16 protein-coding genes and 1 tRNA gene are annotated in these 18,502 nt (G+C 40.8%); 1 reads left to right on the top strand and 16 read right to left on the bottom strand.

From position 1 onward, the window contains the following. Positions 1 to 127 precede the first annotated feature (127 nt). The 11 genes from T501_RS12270 to mtaB all read right to left on the bottom strand — a co-directional run bounded on the left by T501_RS12270 (position 128) and on the right by mtaB (position 11,951). Positions 128 to 200: transfer RNA gene (locus T501_RS12270), tRNA-Gln, on the bottom strand. A 292-nt stretch (positions 201 to 492) separates the two neighbouring features. Continuing rightward, positions 493 to 2,604 (bottom strand): glutamine synthetase III family protein, encoded by a 2,112-nt coding sequence (locus tag T501_RS12265; protein ID WP_044915092.1) that lies wholly within the window; start codon positions 2,602 to 2,604, stop codon positions 493 to 495. 267 nt (positions 2,605 to 2,871) lie between these two features. After that, a complete protein-coding gene (locus T501_RS20320) occupies positions 2,872 to 5,136 on the bottom strand; it encodes a fibronectin type III domain-containing protein (RefSeq protein ID WP_155994852.1) in 2,265 nt (754 codons plus the stop codon). Between the two features lie 189 nt (positions 5,137 to 5,325). After that, positions 5,326 to 6,567 carry a peptidase U32 family protein gene (locus T501_RS12255; RefSeq protein WP_044915090.1) on the bottom strand — a complete coding sequence of 414 codons (1,242 nt, stop codon included), beginning with the start codon at positions 6,565 to 6,567 and terminating at the stop codon, positions 5,326 to 5,328. Between the two features lie 12 nt (positions 6,568 to 6,579). Further along, the gene (locus T501_RS12250; RefSeq protein WP_044915088.1) at positions 6,580 to 7,221 is read right to left on the bottom strand and encodes an O-methyltransferase; all 642 of its coding nucleotides are present in this window, start codon (positions 7,219 to 7,221) and stop codon (positions 6,580 to 6,582) included. After that, the gene (locus T501_RS12245; protein ID WP_026509587.1) at positions 7,218 to 7,610 is read right to left on the bottom strand and encodes an endolytic transglycosylase MltG; all 393 of its coding nucleotides are present in this window, start codon (positions 7,608 to 7,610) and stop codon (positions 7,218 to 7,220) included. Before T501_RS12245 ends, T501_RS12250 begins: the two co-directional genes overlap by 4 nt. A gap of 16 nt (positions 7,611 to 7,626) precedes the next feature. After that, complete coding sequence (locus tag T501_RS12240; protein WP_044915085.1) at positions 7,627 to 9,309, bottom strand: ribonuclease J; 1,683 nt, start codon at positions 9,307 to 9,309, stop codon at positions 7,627 to 7,629. Between the two features lie 224 nt (positions 9,310 to 9,533). Further along, positions 9,534 to 9,794, bottom strand: coding sequence for a DUF1292 domain-containing protein (locus T501_RS12235; protein ID WP_026509589.1), 261 nt, complete (start codon positions 9,792 to 9,794; stop codon positions 9,534 to 9,536). Positions 9,795 to 9,802: 8 nt separating this feature from the next. Further along, positions 9,803 to 10,237 carry a Holliday junction resolvase RuvX gene (gene ruvX / locus T501_RS12230; RefSeq protein WP_026509590.1) on the bottom strand — a complete coding sequence of 145 codons (435 nt, stop codon included), beginning with the start codon at positions 10,235 to 10,237 and terminating at the stop codon, positions 9,803 to 9,805. Continuing rightward, the gene (locus tag T501_RS12225; RefSeq protein ID WP_026509591.1) at positions 10,237 to 10,512 is read right to left on the bottom strand and encodes an IreB family regulatory phosphoprotein; all 276 of its coding nucleotides are present in this window, start codon (positions 10,510 to 10,512) and stop codon (positions 10,237 to 10,239) included. Before T501_RS12225 ends, ruvX begins: the two co-directional genes overlap by 1 nt. Before the next feature lie 92 nt (positions 10,513 to 10,604). After that, positions 10,605 to 11,951 (bottom strand): tRNA (N(6)-L-threonylcarbamoyladenosine(37)-C(2))-methylthiotransferase MtaB, encoded by a 1,347-nt coding sequence (gene mtaB / locus T501_RS12220; RefSeq protein WP_026509592.1) that lies wholly within the window; start codon positions 11,949 to 11,951, stop codon positions 10,605 to 10,607. Positions 11,952 to 12,042: 91 nt separating this feature from the next. Between mtaB and T501_RS12215 the strand changes: the two genes are divergently transcribed. Further along, positions 12,043 to 12,273, top strand: coding sequence for an HPr family phosphocarrier protein (locus tag T501_RS12215; protein ID WP_044915083.1), 231 nt, complete (start codon positions 12,043 to 12,045; stop codon positions 12,271 to 12,273). A 122-nt stretch (positions 12,274 to 12,395) separates the two neighbouring features. On the opposite strand, the gene thiI is transcribed toward T501_RS12215, so the two are convergent. The 5 genes from thiI to dnaJ form a co-directional block, all read right to left on the bottom strand. Next, positions 12,396 to 13,601 carry a tRNA uracil 4-sulfurtransferase ThiI gene (gene thiI / locus T501_RS12210; RefSeq protein WP_044915081.1) on the bottom strand — a complete coding sequence of 402 codons (1,206 nt, stop codon included), beginning with the start codon at positions 13,599 to 13,601 and terminating at the stop codon, positions 12,396 to 12,398. A 49-nt stretch (positions 13,602 to 13,650) separates the two neighbouring features. Beyond that, positions 13,651 to 14,859 carry a cysteine desulfurase family protein gene (locus T501_RS12205; RefSeq protein ID WP_044915079.1) on the bottom strand — a complete coding sequence of 403 codons (1,209 nt, stop codon included), beginning with the start codon at positions 14,857 to 14,859 and terminating at the stop codon, positions 13,651 to 13,653. 33 nt (positions 14,860 to 14,892) lie between these two features. Next, entirely contained in the window at positions 14,893 to 15,681 is a 789-nt protein-coding gene (locus tag T501_RS12200; RefSeq protein WP_026509595.1) for an RsmE family RNA methyltransferase, read from the bottom strand. Positions 15,682 to 15,742: 61 nt separating this feature from the next. Continuing rightward, on the bottom strand, positions 15,743 to 16,801 hold the full coding sequence (locus tag T501_RS12195) for a 50S ribosomal protein L11 methyltransferase (RefSeq protein ID WP_026509596.1): 1,059 nt from the start codon (positions 16,799 to 16,801) through the stop codon (positions 15,743 to 15,745). A gap of 133 nt (positions 16,802 to 16,934) precedes the next feature. Beyond that, positions 16,935 to 18,110 (bottom strand): molecular chaperone DnaJ, encoded by a 1,176-nt coding sequence (dnaJ, locus tag T501_RS12190; RefSeq protein ID WP_026509597.1) that lies wholly within the window; start codon positions 18,108 to 18,110, stop codon positions 16,935 to 16,937. Positions 18,111 to 18,502: the final 392 nt, after the last annotated feature.

The raw sequence follows: 18,502 nt of genomic DNA, 5'->3' as shown, positions 1-18,502 counted from the left end.
TAGCTTGCAAAATTCATCTGCGCACCAGTCGCATCCATAGCGGAGCGCTTTTTATTCAATAGGAAATCCGAAGGAATTTCCTATTGAATAAAAAAATACTCCCCAGAAGTAATTCTGAGGAGTTTAGCTGGGCTAGTAGGATTCGAACCTACGGAGTGACGGAGTCAGAGTCCGTTGCCTTACCGCTTGGCGATAGCCCATCGACAAGAATGAATTATACGTAAGTTTAGGATAAAATGCAAGCACTTTTTTTAATTTTTTTAAAAATATTTTCTATGAGGACCAGAGTTTTCTCTATTAGCCTTATACTACTGGTTTTTTCGCAAAGCTATTAAATAATAGTTTTTTCAAAAAAAATCTCCATTTTCCACTTTCATGGCGCATAACGTTATTGTCATCAGAAAATTTTAACTCTCTTTTTATTAACTTTTAAAAAATCCCAACCACATACGAAAGGAATTCCTATCGTTTGTGATCGGGAAACATAGATTATCAGCCCTCAAAGAGGAGATCAGCATATGTCGGGAACGGCCAATCCTTCTTATCAACCAGCATTTCCAACTTATCAGCAGGAGTTCTAAGTGCTGTCATTGTAGGAACAACCTTATCCTTGCAATAATATGCACGCTCTCTTGCATCCACTATTGTTCTTGCCTTCTCTTCTTCCTTCTTAAGCTTATCAAGTGCCTTCTTCATGGCGTTAAGCTCGCCTGTTATCTCTTTAAGCTCACTTACCATTACAGAGGCATCACAGCCTGTATTTGTAACTTCATTGATATCTGCAGCCAGTCTTCCTGCATACTTCATAACAGCGGGAATAATCTGCTTGCTTGCCATATCTATCATTGTAAGAGCTTCGATATTGATTGTCTTTGAATATGTAGCAAAGATAATCTCCTGTCTGGATTCAAGCTCTGTCTTTGTAAATACGCCAAATTTCTTGTAAAGCTCTACTGCCTTTGTGGTTGTAAGAACTTCTGCTGCCTCAATTGTTGAAGGAATGTTGGGAAGTCCTCTTCTCTCAGCTTCCTTCTTCCACTCATCAGAATATCCGTCACCGTTGAAGATTACTCTCTGGTGCTCTGTGAGATATTCCTTGATAATATCATGTACTTCCATATCGAAGTCAGATGCCTTCTCAAGTCTGTCTGCTGCCTCACAGAAAGCCTCTGCTACTATAGTATTAAGAGCTGTATTTGAACTTGCCATAGAATCCGATGAACCTACCATACGGAACTCAAACTTGTTACCTGTAAAGGCAAAAGGTGATGTACGGTTTCTGTCTGTAGCATCCTTCTCGAATTCAGGAAGTGTGGAAACACCTGTCTTGAGCTTTCCGCCACGTTTTGATCTCTTGGCTTCACCTGTCTCTATAAGCTGGCGAACTACGTCCTCAAGCTGCTCTCCAAGGAAAATAGAGATTATAGCCGGAGGTGCCTCATCTGCGCCAAGACGGTGGTCATTACCTACATCTGAAGCGCTCTGTCTAAGTATATCTGCATGACGGTCTACTGCCTTAACAATGCATGCAAGTACAAATAGGAACTGAATGTTTTCATTAGGAGTATCACCGGGATCAAGAAGGTTTACTCCATTGTCTGTGCAAAGTGACCAGTTGTCATGCTTACCTGAACCGTTTACACCGGCAAAGGGCTTTTCATGAAGAAGACATCTCATATTATGATGCTCTGCAACTCTCTTCATGGTCTCCATGATTATCTGGTTGTGATCTACAGCTATATTTGCTGTCTCATAAATAGGTGCGAGCTCGTGCTGTCCGGGAGCTACCTCGTTGTGCTGAGTCTTACCTGGAACACCAAGCTTCCAAAGCTCATTATTAAGGTCCTTCATAAACTCTCCAACGCGCTCTCTGATAACGCCGAAGTAGTGATCCTCCATTTCCTGTCCCTTAGGCGGCTGTGCTCCGAAAAGAGTACGACCGGTAAAGATAAGGTCAGGGCGCTTTAAGCTCTTCTTCCAGTCTACAAGGAAGTATTCCTGCTCAGGTCCAACAGATACATTTATTTTTTTAGCATCAGTATTACCAAAAAGATGAACAATCCTGAGAGCCTGCTGACTTACAGCCTCCATGGATCTAAGAAGCGGAGTCTTCTTATCCAGTGCCTCTCCGTTATAAGAGCAGAAAGCTGTAGGTATGCAAAGTGTAACACCTGCTCCTGATTCCTTCAAAAACGCAGGAGAAGTTATATCCCATGCCGTATATCCTCTAGCCTCAAATGTTGCGCGAAGACCACCTGACGGGAAAGATGACGCATCAGGCTCACCCTTTATCAGATCCTTTCCTGAAAAGGAAGTCATCATATGTCCGTCACCACGGGCACTGGTAATAAAAGCATCGTGTTTTTCAGCTGTGATACCTGTAAGAGGCTGGAACCAGTGCGTATAATGTGTTGCACCATTCTCCATCGCCCAGTTCTTCATGGCATTTGCAACAGCATCAGCTGATGCAAGTGAGAGATCCCCGCCATTTTCCATGACCTGGATGACCTCTTTATATACATTCTTGGGAAGTCGCTCGCGCATCTTCTCAAGTGTAAATACATTTTTGCCAAATAATTCTTCAACTTTGACCTGTTCGCTCATATACACCTCATTCTTTTTAATTGTAGTCAATATATCTTTTTTCAAAGGCCTTCGATCAACTTTACACTAATCTACCCGACTATGAGGTTAGCCCTTTCTTTTATACTCTAAACTTAATCTGAGTATTCGCAAATGATTGTACTATATAAAATTAAATTTCTCAAATAATATTGACATAACAAATGAACGGTTCATCTGACTCATTGAGAATTATCTTTGTTGCCTTATTATCGGCAATCTCAACAAGTCGAACGAACCGTCCCTTTATCATTTCACTTTTATTTTAACTGTTTGAACTGTCTTTTTGATACCGTCCTTAGCGTTGACAGTAACTTTAAACTTATAGATCCCTTTGGGAGCACCTTTCTTAAACGTAGCGTTTATCTGGCGTCCTTTTATTTTCAGCTTTACATAGTCTTTTAATTTCTCTTTGGAAGAATTCTTTACAGTTATTTTTCCTTTTGAGTTTTCTATCTTAATAGTTACATTCTTTTTTGAATGCTTCAACTTGGATGCCTTAAGCTTGGAATCACTCACGTAAATGTGAGCCTTTTGGTCCAGCTTTTTGCCAACAAGGACCATTTTCTCATCTTTAGAGGCATCACTACCCGGAGCGGATACACCGGGATTTGTTCCACCTGGATTAAAGGCACCCTCATCATCTCCTGATTTTGGATGAGGAGTGTTGTCTCCTGCGCTAGGACCAGGAGTGTTTTCTCCCGGGTTAGATCCGGAAGTATTGTCTCCTGTGGTAGGTCCGGGAGTATTGTCTCCCGGGTTGGAACCGGAAGTATTGTCTCCTGTGGTAGGTCCGGGAGTATTGTCTCCTGGGGTAGGTCCGGGAGTATTGTCTCCCGGGTTGGAACCGGGAGTATCATCTACCGGCTTAGGATCAGGAGTAAGATGACCTAACGCTTTCTTCCTATGGTAGTTCTCGCCTGTATCATCATAGTAAAAATAATCGTTATTGAGATATGTTTCACCATCTTTTGCTATTTCATAATTGATTTCCAAACGAAATACATATTTCTTTTTGACATCAAGATTATATATTCTCGTCCTGGTTGCCGGAACATCTACAATAAAATAATTATCCCCATAGTGATTATCAAGCTTTATATATATCTGTTCTACTTCTTTATTTGTTGCATTAGCCGGGATTTCCTCATATTTTACCGTAACATAAGACATACTCTGCCTCATGGGATACTCTTTGAAAATACTCTGATTCATATATTTACTTCGTGCATCAGCCCAGTCTAAAAGGAAAGTTTTACCTTCTCTCTTAACAGAGTAATCAAACATGTATCCTTTGGTGATTTTATCATATGTATGTTTTATGTTCTCCTTTGAGGCACCTGTTGTATATACTTTATTTACCACGTACACAGTTTTGTGTTTATACTTTTCATTTTTGCATCCACATTTAAATACCAGGCAATACCTTGTGCCTTTTTTCAAATTTTTGATAGTATAACTGGTTTTCCCCTTGGAAATGGCATTTTTAGAGGGAGACTTTTTTGCCTGATTTATAGCACTCCTCATATTGGGACCCCAATTATAGTTATAGCCATACTTATCTATATCTTTGAAAACATCATATGCCTTATCCTCTACACATACAGCATAGAATTTGCCACTACTGCCGGCAGTAGTAACGTCCTGATACTTTGACCAATCCAAAGTTATGGAAGTCTCTGTAGTACTCACAGAAAAATTAGCATATTTTGAAGTTGAAAAATTATCTGAAGTCACCTCTATACCTTTGGTTGTCGGGTCAAACTTATTGTTAATATAGCTTTTGGTAGATGTATCCCCAACATCATCACCGGTATAGGCGCCTGATGAATCTGTTGTAACTCCGGTAAGTTCAAAATACTCGTCTCCTACTTTATCGAGACCATACTCGTTAGTATAGTAAAATGGAACCACCATACAAATTGCATAGGTTGTTTTCGGCTTTAATTTTTTAAATACATATTCATTATTTTTATTGTAACTCTGTTCTGCCTCAAGTGCTTTGCCAAGAGCATTCTTGAGAGCCTTACTTGTATTTACGGTTTTGCTCTCAGCAGCTATGCCCATATAGGGAGTTTTTTCAAATGGCTGAATATTGGTCCAATTTCTGTCCTTACAGTCCTTGATTAGCTGCTTTATGGCTTCATCATATGAAATAGCAATGGTAGAATCCGTCACTCCACTAAGCTTTATCGGATAACCAACGTTTGAACGTTTTGTTTCCACTTCTCCAAAACAAACACTTTCTCCGCCTGAAGAACCATTTCTAAAAGAGCTATGAAGTTCTACCTGGTAAGTTCTTCCCGAAGAAAGACCCGTAAATGTATATGATGTTGCACCACCATCTACATCAACTTTCTTAACCAAACTGTCATGGTCAGTCTTACGATCCAGAATTCGTAGCCAAAGAGCATACTTTGTGAATTCTGCACCCGGATCACTGGATCTGATACTAGAAGTACTTGATACAAGATCGACAGTAATGGATTTACTTGTAACATTCGAAAATTTCACGTAACCGCTGAGTGCCTTTGAGACCATTGCATTGCATGGAATACACACAAAAAAAAGAATAAATAATAACCCCCCAAATATTCCCCAAACTTTTTTCATCACTTTCCCCTTTTTCAACAATAAACACTATTAGCTACACTAGCTTAATAAAATCATTTCAAAAATATAACTTTCACACCTACGGCTTCTTCAATTAACCCCTGTGTGTACTCTCAAAATATCGTACTTCTCCGTGAGCTGGTCCAGTTTTAGATAGATAACTTCCTTGGAATGCGGGCAGCTCTCAACATCCTCCCCTGCTTCGTTTTTCATGTCAAGGACTTTGGTCTCTATATCGCGTCCATCGGGCTTCATAATCTCGATGGTGTCACCTACTGAGAACTTATTTCTCTGCTCGATTCTGGCATATCCATCCTCTGTAACCTCTCCGACAATGCCAAGATATGTATATTCATTTACATAAGTATTTGCATCGTAAATCTGAGCCTCATCAGAGGGTTTACCAAAATAGAAGCCTGTGGTGAACTGTCTGTATGTACATCTTGAGATCTCATCAAGATACCAGGGCATATTCTCTTTGTACTTCTCTTCAGATTCGAAGTAATCATCAATAGCCTTGCGATAGGTTCGCGCAACAGTCGCTACGTAAAGGGCTGTTTTCATGCGTCCCTCGATTTTGCAGCTGTCAACACCGGCGTCAACCAGCTCAGGAATATGTTCTATCATGCACAGATCTTTTGAATTGAAAATAAAGGATCCTCTCTCATTTTCATAGACAGGAAGATATTCGCCGGGTCTCGTTTCCTCCACCACAGCATATTTCCAGCGGCAAGGATGTGTGCATTCTCCGTGGTTAGCATCTCTTCCGGTAAAATAGTTAGATAACAAGCATCTTCCGGAATAGCTTATACACATAGCTCCGTGAATAAAGCTCTCAACCTCCAGATCATCCGGTATGTTCTCTCGAATTTCTTTTATTTCTTTAAGTGAAAGTTCCCTGGCTGCAACGACTCTCTTGGCACCAAGATCCGCCCAGAATTTATAGGTCTCATAGTTGGTGTTATTTGCCTGTGTAGATACGTGGATATCAATCTCAGGGCATATTCTTCTCGCCATCATGAACATACCGGGATCTGCGATAATAAGCGCATCAGGTCCCAGTTCCTTTAATTCATGAAAATACTCCTCAGCTCCCTTAAGATCATCATTATGGGCAAGGATATTAGCAGTTACATGTACATGCACGCCATGCTCATGAGCAAATTTTATACCCTCTGCCATGTCATCATGGCTGAAATTTTTTGCCTTGGCGCGAAGTCCGAAGGAGTTACCTCCTATGTAAACCGCATCCGCTCCAAATATAACTGCTGTTTTTAGTACTTCAAGGCTGCTTGCAGGTATAAGCAGCTCAGGTTTACGTCTTTTACTCATTATTTACCTCTTTTATAACTTCAGCGACATTGCCATTCCGTCGCCCACATTTAATATTACACTGGATAGCTCCGGATCATGTTTGATTGCAAACAGATACTCCCTCATTCTCTCATGGATGGTCCTGTTGCGTCTTGTCACCGCAAAGCGTGATTCCATCACATCGCCGTCCTGTAACACGTTATCAGAAAGGAGCAGCCCACCGGCCTTAAGTAATCTCTTACAATCCGGTAAAAAATTAATGTACTGACCCTTTGCAGCATCCATAAAAATAAAATCATACTGCCCGGAGAGCTCTGCCAAAATGTCGGCTGCATCCCCCTCAAGCAGTGTGATTTTATGGTTTGTATCGTATTTATCAAAGTTTTCATGAGCCACCGGTATACGTTTCTCAAACTTCTCAATAGTCGTAATCTTAGTATCCGGATCTGAATAGGTTGCCATCAAAAGTGCAGAAAAGCCTACCGCACAGCCAACCTCCAATATGTTCTTAGGATGATTCATCTGAAGAAGGAACTTAATAAGACTCTGGGTCTCCTTCCTTATTATCGGAACATCTCCCGAAAGCGATTCTCTTTCAAGCTCATCTAAAAACGGCTCATTGCCCTGATCCAGTGAATTGATGAAGGTACTTATTCTCTCGTCACTGATCACTCCGCAGCCTCCTTGTCAGCTTCTATGCTAGCTGCACACATGATTCCGATTATCTCATCCGGTGTCATTGAAGGACTAAGATCATAGGTTCCCGGAGCGATCATTCCGTGATATTCAGAAAAACGTTCCTGCAACCAAAATAGATTTTTATCCTTAACAAGTCCACGGTTCTCCAAAAGCTCCGCAATCTCTGTCACCGACATACTGTCAGTTATCGAAATCGTCACGGTTCTGGTATCATACTGTGAAGCCGGTGTCTGATTGTAAATATGATATCCGTAATCATAAGCCACGGATGCATATTTACTAATCATCATTATGCAAACAATAACCAAAAAACCTTTTACGATGGTATCCAGTATACCTAATCCAACACCTCTGGCGTCCATAACTCCTCTTTTCACATCAGTAATTAGAATCCATGATTATAGGAAGTATCATGGGTCTTCTCTTAGTCTTTTTCCATATAAAGTCAGACAGGACATCCTTAACTATATTCTTAAGCTTGTTCCAGTCGGTTATGTTCTTATCAAGTGCCTCAGTGATCTCATCAAGAACAAGATCAGTAGCATCATCTATAAGCTGATCTGATTCACGCACGTAAACAAATCCTCTGGAAACGATGCTGGGTCCTGAAATAAGCTGAGCATTTTCCCTGTCTATACCGAATACAACAATGACTATACCATCCTCAGCCAGTCGCTGTCTATCGCGCAGAACCACATTACCCACGTCTCCGACGCCCAATCCGTCAACAAGTATCGCACCTGTAGGCACCTTACCAACAACCTTGGCACTGTTCTCCTTAAGCTCAAGAACATCACCGGATCTTATGATGAAAATATCATCCTTATCCATTCCAAGTCCCATTGCAATATTCTTCTGGGCAATGAGGTGCTTATACTCACCGTGAACAGGAATAGCATATTTAGGACGTACCAGTGTATATATCAGCTTAATATCCTCCTGGCAGGCATGTCCTGAAACATGTACATCCTGGAAAATAACATCAGCTCCTCTCACAAGAAGATCGTTGATGATATTGGTAACCGCCTTTTCATTTCCCGGTATAGGATGTGATGAAAAGATAATTGTATCACCGGGGCGAATGCTAATCTTTTTGTGCTGACCGCTAGCCATACGGCTCAGTGCAGCCATGCTCTCTCCCTGACTTCCCGTGGTAATGATAACGGTTTTATTGTCGGGATAATTCTTTAACTGGTCTATATCCACAAGGGTGTTATCAGGGATCTTAATACATTCGAGTTTCTGGGCAATATCTATGATATTGACCATACTCCTTCCCTCTACTACAACCTTTCTTCCAAACTTGTAAGCAGTATTTATGATCTGCTGAACTCTGTCCACATTGGATGCAAACGTAGCAACAATGATTCTTGAATCAGAGTGTTCTTCAAAAAGAGAATCAAATGTCTTACCAACAGTTCTCTCAGATGCTGTAAATCCGGGACGTTCTGCATTGGTAGAATCACACATAAGTGCAAGAACTCCCTTTTTACCAATCTCTCCAAATCTCTGCAGATCGATAGGATCACCAAAAACAGGCGTGTAGTCCACCTTAAAGTCTCCTGTGTGGACAACTATTCCCGCAGGTGAATAGATTGCAAGTGCAGCAGCATCTACGATTGAGTGATTTGTTCTGATGTACTCAACCCTGAAATCTCCAAGATTTATTGACTGTCCAAACTTTACAACCTTACGTCTGACCTTCTTCAAAAGGCCATGCTCTTCAAGCTTATGTTCAATTATGCCCATCGTAAGTCTTGTGGCATAGATTGGAGCATTCAGCTCCTTAAGTACATAGGGAAGAGCTCCTATGTGGTCCTCATGTCCGTGTGTTATTACGAATCCCTTGACTTTATCAATGTTATTTTTCAAATATGTAATATCCGGAATAACCAGATCAATTCCCAGCATATCATCATCCGGGAATGACAGACCGCAATCCACTACAATAATACTGTCCTCATATCTGAAGGCAGTAATGTTCATACCAATCTGTTCCAAGCCGCCAAGCGGAATCACTTGCAGTCCTGAACCAGAATTATTCGTTTTCTTTTTATTCAATCAGTTTATCCTCCAATTTGTTACAAAGCTAAAAAGTTTAACCTGAGGATGGAAATAATCTCCAAAACATTAATAGAATTCCGAACATTTTCCCTTGTTCATAGTTCGGATAATCCTGAATGGTCACTTCAATCGATCCGATGTAACTTTAAAGCCATTAAATATATTTAGATTTCTACGCGCATCACCGTTTTTTACGTTAAAGAAATCACTATTATCATTAATCAATCTAATCCGATATCATCTTCTTCAAGAAGCTTTCTGAAAATAACAGCTACCGCCTCAAGCTCCTTGTCATCATCGACGATGGTATAGTTTGCCTCAGCTTCATTCTCAGCTGAATCATCACGCAAAATAAGCGCCTCTCCGTCTCCATCTTTAGTATCTGTAACAAGAATATAAGATTTTGCTCCTATCACAGTCTGTTCCAACACAAAAAAGTCCACCGGCTCTCCGCCTTCAGGACGAAATGTAATCTTTTCCATATATTTTATTATTTAACCTCTGCTTTATCACGGTTATCAAGATAATCCTGCAAAATTATCTGAGCCGCGATCATATCTACGTATTCTTTTCGGTCGGCCTTCTTGATACCCACTTCATCCATAATGGCATCCGCCTCTACCGTCGTCAGGCGTTCATCCCACATTATCACAGGGATGGCAGTGCGTCTCTCAAGCTTGTCCCTAAACTCTTCTGATAACACAGAGCGCACAGATTCAGACTGATCCATATTAAGCGGAAGTCCCAGCACGATCATTTCCACTTTATACTCCTGGATCAGTTCCTCTATACGCGCAAGCGTTTTCCGAAGCTTGTTTTCATCTTTTCTACGGATAATCTCCTTGGCCTGGGCTGTAAGCAAAAGCTCATCGCTGATTGCAACCCCCACGGTCCTCGATCCGTAATCCAAACCCATAATTCGCATTATTTTCTGGACCAGTTATTATTCTTAATGTACTCCGTGAGCATCTCCTCAACAAGTTCGTCTCTTTCAACTTTCATGATAAGGCTTCTTGCTCCCATATGGCTGGTAATATAAGTCGGATCACCTGACATAATGTATCCAACTATCTGATTGACCGGGTTATATCCCTTCTCCAGAAGTGCTTCATATACGATTGAAAGCACCTTCTTAACGCCTGTCTCAGGATCAACCTCAACTTTAAAAAATTGTGTGTTTCCAAGATTAGTATCTGCCATTTTGTTGTCCTTTCTTGATTTATATATAATTCGCAGTCACCCTGCGCTACTTTATCCGACACTTAGTTAAGTATAATGATAGTACAAATCCCTTAAATAAGCAATGTATCGTCTCTTAAGAAACTATTAAGCGTATGTTCTGTTATGCTTCCTGATACGATATTTAAGGCTTTTGCATCATCCTCTTTAACTGCGACTCTTATATATCTGGTAGTGAGTCCGATCATATACTTTCTGCCATCAATCTCTTCAATATCCTCCCACAATACCTTTTCTGTTTTACCAAGGAAACTTTCACGGTATTTTCTGGATTGTTCCTTTGTCATAGTTAAGAGGACATTACTTCTTGCAGTCTTTTCCCTATCAGTAAGCTGATCTTCCATTTTGGCAGCCACTGTTCCTTTTCTCGGAGAATACTTAAATACATGCATTTCATAGAAATTAATATCCTCTGCAAACTGTCTGCTCTCCTCAAATGTAGCTTCAGTCTCTCCCGGGAATCCAACTATAATATCTGTTGTTATGGCAGGAAGCTCATAGGCTTTCCTTAAAAGTCTTACGCTTTCACTGTATTCTTCAGCAGAATAATGTCTGTTCATTCTCTTTAGTGTATCGTTACTTCCGCTCTGAAGTGAGAGGTGAAAATGAGGACACACCTTGGGAAGAGCAGCCATTCCCTCTGCCATTTCAGCTGTTATTATTCTGGGTTCAAGTGAGCTGAGCCTTATTCTCTCTATTCCATCGATTGCATTTAGTTTCTGCAAAAGCGGAAGAAGGGCTGACTCGCCTTTATCCACACCGTAAGAGCTTATATGAATACCTGTAAGAACAATCTCCTTACAGCCATCCTTTGCAAGCTTTTGAACCTCTTCCACAATATCAGATTCTTCTCTGCTTCTGATTCTTCCTCTTGCATAGGGAATTATGCAATAAGAACAAAACTGGTTACAACCGTCCTGAATCTTAATATATGCTCTTGTATGTCCCGGCATACTTTTAAGCTCCATGCGCTCATATTGCTGTGCAGGGTCATTAATCTCAGTAACACTGATGCCTCCTAAAAGCTTATCAGTATCCTCAGCCTCTTCCTCCTGCTCCTTGAAATACTCGCTTAAAATCTCTACTATATCTGCCTTTTTATTGTTTCCCACTATAAGGTCAACGCTGTCATCAAGCTTTACACCATCCTTATCAGTCTCGACATAGCAGCCACATGCAACCACTATCGATTCCGGATTTCTGCGCTTAGCCTTATGAAGCATCTGTCTACTTTTATGGTCAGCAATTGCTGTTACGGAACAGGTATTTATGATATATATGTCAGCAATTTCATCAAATGCGACAATTTTATATCCATTTTCTTGTAACTTTTGTCCCATAACATCCGTCTCGTACCTATTAACCTTGCATCCAAGACTGTGTAAGGCGACACTTTTCATATTAAACCTCCACTATTTTTGTAACGTATATATCATTGACTTTTAACGTCCTTCCGTTTATTATGAAACAAAAGAAGGAGGTATTTGCGCAATGAAAACCGTAAAAATTTCTTTAAACTCTATCGATAAGGTTAAGTCTTTTGTAAACGATATTACAAAGTTTGATTATGATTTTGACCTTGTATCAGGTACATATGTAATTGACGCAAAGTCCATCATGGGTATCTTCTCACTCGATCTTTCAAAGCCGATCGACCTGAACATCCATGCTGAAGATGGCGCCGATGAAGTATTGGCAATCTTGAAGCCATACATGATTTAATCTAAAAAACTACTTAAAACCTGCGATTAATATCGCAGGTTTTTTTAGTTTAAACAAAACACTTAGTGCGAGCAATGCAAAGAGGTACTTTCAAATTTAGTGAAACTTGCCGGGCAGCGCACTTAGTTTACCTCAATCTCCAGAATCTCATCTGTATCGAGTGCTATCTTTACAAGTTCATCTATTTTTTCATCAAGACGATGTTCATGGGAACGAATTACTTCAAGTCTCGGCTTTGTTACAGGATGCTTTGCAACAAATATTGTGCAGCAATCCTCATAAGGAAGAATTGAAGTCTCATAAGCATCAATCTTAAGAGATATATCTACAATATCCTGCTTATCAAATGCAATAAGTGGTCTGTAAACAGGCATATCTGTAACAACTTCATTAGTTGCCATAAGACTTTCCATAGTCTGTGATGCAACCTGACCGATACTCTCACCGGTTATAAGCCCCATACATTTATTCTGAGCTGCAATAATATCAGCTATTCTCATCATGTATCTGCGCATGATGATAGTAAGCTCATCATGCGGGCACTGTTTATATATATACATCTGAATATCGGTAAAGTTAATGATATGAAGTCTGACTTTACCTGTATACTTGGCGATAACTTTTGCAAGATCTATTACCTTCTGCTTTGCTCTCTCACTGGTATACGGAGGTGCGTTGAAATATACTGCCTCAATCTCAGCGCCTCTCTTGGCAATCATATATCCTGCAACAGGAGAATCTATACCACCGGAAAGGAGAAGACAGGCTTTTCCACTGGTTCCGATAGGCATTCCTCCGGGTCCCGGAATTATCTCAGAATAGATATTTACCTTCTCTCTGATCTCAACACTTATAAGGATCTGAGGATTTCTGACATCAACCTTCATCTCCGGATACGCATCCAGAACCTGTGCTCCGATTTCAGCTGCAGCTTCCATAGAATCAAGGGGATATGTCTTATCAACACGTCTGCACTTAATCTTAAAGGTCTTGTTTTTATCCGGATAAACTCCGTCAATGAACTTAATAACTTCCTGTGAAAGACCATTTATATCAGGGAGCTTGCCGTTGCCATCTCTCTCAATGCATACCGCAGGGCAGATTCCTGTTATACCAAAAACTCTCTGCAGTGCTGCAACAGTTTCATCAAAATCAAAGCCTTTGGCATTTAAATATATTCTTCCGGATACTCTGAAGATGCTGAATTCACCCTCGCAGTTTTCAAGAACTCTCTCCATCTGTCTAACAAGGGCTTCCTCAAAAAGATATCTGTTCTTACCTTTTATTCCGATCTCAGCGTATTTTATAATAAATGCATGGTATTGCATAAAAACTCCTTTTTAACTAAAACAATTCTGATAAACTACTTTTTCAAAATCATCGTCTTGAAAACTGCCTGAGCATTGGCACTATATCTGCAAATGCTTTTACAGTATCATCTATTTCCTGCTCTGTCGTAAATTCTGACATACTGATACGAACCGTACTGTCCCAGAATTCCTTTGGAAGGTTTATCGCCTTTAAGGTTGCGGAAATGCTGGGATGATTGGATGAGCAGGCACTTCCTGCAGATACATATATTTTTTTATCCTCAAGAGCGTGTAAAAGGACTTCTGCCCTTACGCCCTTTACTGACACACTTATAATGTGCGGCGCTGTTTTTGAAATAATGTCGCCCAGCTCTTCATCAGAAAGTGAGCTGATGCTTCTCTTGGAAGTATCAATGCCATTTATTCTCACATCTGAAAGATTTGATAAAAGTCCCTTAATAAGTCTGCTCTTTAATGAATACAGTCTGTTTGTCTTCTCATCAAAATATTCGTATATTTCCTCAGAGGCTCTTCCCAGGCCGGCTATTCCCGGAATATTCAAAGTTCCCGAGCGCATTCCTCCCTGCTGGCCTCCGCCATAAGAGATAGGAAGTATTCTTACTCCGTCCCTAATATATAAAAATCCAATTCCCTTAGGACCATGAACCTTATGGCCACTCACAGACATGAGATCAATTCCAAGCTGCTTTGGAATAATACTGAGTTTACCGTATCCCTGAACAGCATCAACATGGAACAATATCCTGGGATTAATTCCGTGTATTATGGTTCCTGCTTCCTTAAGCGGCATCAGTGAACCTATTTCGTTGTTTACAGCCATGATTGAAACAAGTATGGTATCTTCTCTTATAGAGTTCTTCAGCTCTTCAAGGTCAATTACGCCTTCCTCTGAAACCTTAAGGTATGTAACCTCAAATCCCTGTTCCTCAAGATGTTTCATGGAATTCAAAATTGCCGGATGTTCGATTGATGTGGTTATAAGATGTTTGCCCTCTCTGTGATGAGCATATGCACCACCGATTATCGCAATATTATCTGATTCCGTACCACCTGACGTAAATAGAATTTCCTTAGGCTTAGCCTTTAGAGTCTTTGCAATCTTCTCAGTAGCCTCCTTCAGATACTGCTCTGCTTCAACTCCCTTGTGATGCATACTTGAAGCATTACCATAATCCTCAGTCATTGCCTTTATGCAAATATCAGCTACGTCAGCATAGACCTTTGTAGTTGCTGAATTATCTAAATATATTTCCATTGTTCCAACCTGTTTTTATCGATAAAAAATTTTTCAAACTTCAAGATTATACATTAACCAGGCAAGCATTGTAAAGCCTGCTGTCTCTGTGCGAAGAATACGTTTCCCCATAGTTATGGACTTAAAGCCGTTTTCACCGGCATACAAAACCTCTTCTTCTGAAAAGCCGCCTTCCGGACCGACAAAAATTCCTATACTCTGTCCCGGCTTAATTGAACTAATAAGCTGCCTTGTATAATCCATTCCCTCAGCCATCTCATAAGGAAGAAGCTTTACATCCAGATCCTTTGCATACTGCACTGCCTCTTTAAAGGTCATAGGCATGGTAACTTCCGGAATAACCGCCCTTTTACTCTGCTTTGCAGCAGCCTCTGATATAGCTGACCATCGTTTTATTTTTGATGCAGACTTTTTATCATCAAGCTTTACTACGGATCTCTTCATTTTGACAGGGACTATCTGATATGCCCCAAGCTCCACTGCCTTCTGAATTATAAGCTCCATTTTATCAGCCTTGGGAAGTCCCTGAAAAAGATATATCTTAGATGGGAGCTCAGCGCCTGATTCCTTTATAAACCTGAGTTCTCCCACAAGTTCCGTCTGGGAAATCGATTCTATTCCAAATCTGTACTCTTTCTGCGTGCTGATAACAGTATCATCCACAGACTCTGCGCTATCCTCTCCATCAGTAAAGCTCACGGAGAATTCTTCTCCTGCCTTCATTCTGAGGACATTAACCATGTGATTATAATTGTCACCGGTTATTATTATTCTTTTCCCATCGTCTATAAGCTGACCACTCTCAGCAAAAAAATGGTACATAACATCTCCTACATTCTGCACAAAAGCCCATTTTTACAGGTGCTTTTTCTAAATTAAGTCTTTATTTTCTGGAAATAACAGAAACCCACTCACCCTGTTTTGCAGTCTCGATAATAGTAAGACCAGCATCCTCGTGGGCTTTTCTTATCACTTCCTCTTTTGCCTCTATTATTCCGGAGGTAATATAAATACCTCCCTCCTTCAAAAGTCCGGGAACTATCGGAGTAAGCGGCACAAGGACATAGGGAAGAATGTTTGCTACCACAATATCATACTTTTCTTTACCGACAGCATCCTGTACTTTCTCATCATCAATAATGTTACCGATGATCAGATCAAAATCCTTATCTGCTATATCATTGCCCTTCTTATTATCAGCAACTGCCGGTTCAGAGCAGGGATCAAGATCTGTTCCTACGCAGTGTCCCGCACCAAACTTCATAGCAAGGATAGACAGTACTCCGCTTCCTGTACCGACATCAAGAACCTCCGCTCCGGGAGTCATATATTTTTTAAGTGCTCTGATGCAAAGCTGTGTGGTCTCATGCATACCTGTACCAAATGCCGTACCGGGATCTATATGAAGCAATGTTTTTGCTTTCTCCTTATCCTCATCACTTGGCTCCTCCCATGAAGGAATAACAAGCACATCATCAACAAAAAATTTATGGAAATACTGTTTCCAGTTATTAATCCAGTCCACGTCCTCTGTCACATCCACAGATATGGTTCCATCTCCAATATCAGAGAATGTCCTAAGTTCATCAAGCACCTGCTTAATAGAAGCCTTCATCTCATCAGGTGTCTTTTTAACCTCTGTGTCATCGCCATTCTCATCATATTCATGAACAGTAAGCGTATTGTCGTCATCTACCTCTACAAAGAAGTTCAGGAATGCACATCCATCATCTATGCTGGAATCTATCATTGTGCTGTCAACACCGGTCTCTTCATCATCAGCATCCTGCAGATCATCAGTAAACATCTGCTCCTTATCAGCTGCTGTCAAAGGAGCATTATCTTCTATCTGAGCCCCCTCAAGGCCGATATCAAGCATACTGCTGACAATAATATCCTCAGATTCCTCATTAGTTTTAATTCGAAAGCGCATCCACTTCATAGTTTTCACCTCTAAATATATCTATATTAATCAAATAGGCAGCTGCGTGGCAATGCCCGGTTTTATTCGGGATATTTCATAGCTCCCGTCCTATGTACAAAAAGCGGAGAGTGTATTGCTCCCCGCTTTTAAATTATTTCTTTTTACCGAAAAATCCGCCTTTTTTCTTGTTGTCATCATTTCCATCTTTATTACCGGAAATGCTGTCAGCAGCATGAAGGCTGTCTCCCGTCTTTTCATCAAATTGCTTCAGAAGTTCCTTAGCTTCCTTTGAAAGCTTATCCGGAACCTGAACTACAAGTGTTACATAATGGTCACCACGAATGTCCTTGTTCCTGAGTGTAGGAACTCCCTTTCCGCGAAGTCTGACCCTTGTATCTGTCTGTGTGCCGGCCTTAACATCATAGAGTACTTTACCGTCAACAGTATCAATAGCAACTGTTCCGCCCAGTGCAGCTACTGCATAGGACATAGGAACTGTTGAAAAAATATCATAATCCTGACGCTGGAAAATAGGATGATCTGCTACGATAACCTCAACAAGAAGATCACCTCTTGGTCCTCCGTTTCGTCCGGGCTCGCCCTTTTCACGGATTCTTACGCTCTGTCCGTTATCTATACCTGCAGGAATTGAAACCTGTATTCTCTTGGTACTGGAAACATATCCTGTACCGCCACAATCAGTACACTTATCCTTAATAACCTTACCACTACCGTTACAATCAGGACATGTCTGAACATTTCTTACTGTTCCAAAGAATGACTGCTGTGTAAATACAACCTGCCCCTTACCACCACACTTAGGACACATCTGGGCAGTTGTACCTGGCTTAGCTCCGGTTCCCTTGCAGGTCGGGCAGGGATCCTTAAGTCTCAGCTCTAATTCCTTCTCGCATCCGAAAACCGCTTCCTCAAAGGTTATGCGAACACTTGCACGAATATTGGCTCCCTTTGCAGGGCCACTTCTTGCACCCTGACTTCTTCTGCCACCTCCAAAGAAATCTCCAAAGATATCTCCGAAAATATCTCCAAAATCAGCACCATTAAAATCAAATCCACCGTAACCGCCAGCTCCCTGATCAAATGCAGCATGTCCGAACTGGTCATACTGACGTCTCTTCTCCGGATCACTAAGTACCGCATATGCTTCTGATGCTTCTTTGAATTTATCTGCCGCAGCAGCATCTCCGGGATTCATATCCGGATGGTATTTTTTAGCAAGAACACGGTATGCTTTTTTTATCTCATCATCACTAGCTCCCTTGCTTACGCCAAGGACCTCGTAATAATCGCGTTTCTGATCTGCCATGTCTTTCACCTCTATAAACTCTAATTTTAATCTGACCAAGTCCGGTCGGATACGGGTACCGTATGCTCTCCAAAAATCTTACCTAACGGTAACCGAAACCTTATATATACAATGGTTTTCACAGGACTATCTTAAACCTGAAAAATAAAGTGCTTTTTAAGCATATATAAAGACGCTAACGCCCAATCCATCTTATATTATGTATTGGGCATTAGCAATCATTTATTTATTAAAGTTTTATGAACGAATTGATTATACGTTACTGTTCACACCTTACGGTGCTCACAGCAACTGGATTTGCCCATTCCAGTTGCCTTCGGCAAAGGGGCAAATCCTATATTCAAGACGTAGAACATTCTCACGCTCAGCGCAGCAAGTGCGCAGAGCTGTCT

This window comes from Butyrivibrio sp. WCE2006 (assembly GCF_000701985.1).
GTDB lineage: Bacteria > Bacillota > Clostridia > Lachnospirales > Lachnospiraceae > Butyrivibrio.
The sequence above is the reverse complement of the archived record's forward strand: the minus strand, read 5'-3'. Positions and strand labels throughout refer to the sequence as shown.

Excerpts from the sequence above, each read along its gene's own strand:
- T501_RS12265 (WP_044915092.1), bottom strand. The coding sequence starts at position 2,604 with ATGAGCGAACAGGTCAAAGTTGAAGAATTATTTGGCAAAAATGTATTT.
- T501_RS12255 (WP_044915090.1), bottom strand. The coding sequence starts at position 6,567 with ATGAGTAAAAGACGTAAACCTGAGCTGCTTATACCTGCAAGCAGCCTT.
- T501_RS12245 (WP_026509587.1), bottom strand. The coding sequence starts at position 7,610 with ATGGACGCCAGAGGTGTTGGATTAGGTATACTGGATACCATCGTAAAA.
- T501_RS12235 (WP_026509589.1), bottom strand. The coding sequence starts at position 9,794 with ATGGAAAAGATTACATTTCGTCCTGAAGGCGGAGAGCCGGTGGACTTT.
- ruvX (WP_026509590.1), bottom strand. The coding sequence starts at position 10,237 with ATGCGAATTATGGGTTTGGATTACGGATCGAGGACCGTGGGGGTTGCA.
- T501_RS12225 (WP_026509591.1), bottom strand. The coding sequence starts at position 10,512 with ATGGCAGATACTAATCTTGGAAACACACAATTTTTTAAAGTTGAGGTT.
- mtaB (WP_026509592.1), bottom strand. The coding sequence starts at position 11,951 with ATGAAAAGTGTCGCCTTACACAGTCTTGGATGCAAGGTTAATAGGTAC.
- T501_RS12215 (WP_044915083.1), top strand. The coding sequence starts at position 12,043 with ATGAAAACCGTAAAAATTTCTTTAAACTCTATCGATAAGGTTAAGTCT.
- thiI (WP_044915081.1), bottom strand. The coding sequence starts at position 13,601 with ATGCAATACCATGCATTTATTATAAAATACGCTGAGATCGGAATAAAA.
- T501_RS12205 (WP_044915079.1), bottom strand. The coding sequence starts at position 14,859 with ATGGAAATATATTTAGATAATTCAGCAACTACAAAGGTCTATGCTGAC.
- T501_RS12200 (WP_026509595.1), bottom strand. The coding sequence starts at position 15,681 with ATGTACCATTTTTTTGCTGAGAGTGGTCAGCTTATAGACGATGGGAAA.
- T501_RS12195 (WP_026509596.1), bottom strand. The coding sequence starts at position 16,801 with ATGAAGTGGATGCGCTTTCGAATTAAAACTAATGAGGAATCTGAGGAT.
- dnaJ (WP_026509597.1), bottom strand. The coding sequence starts at position 18,110 with ATGGCAGATCAGAAACGCGATTATTACGAGGTCCTTGGCGTAAGCAAG.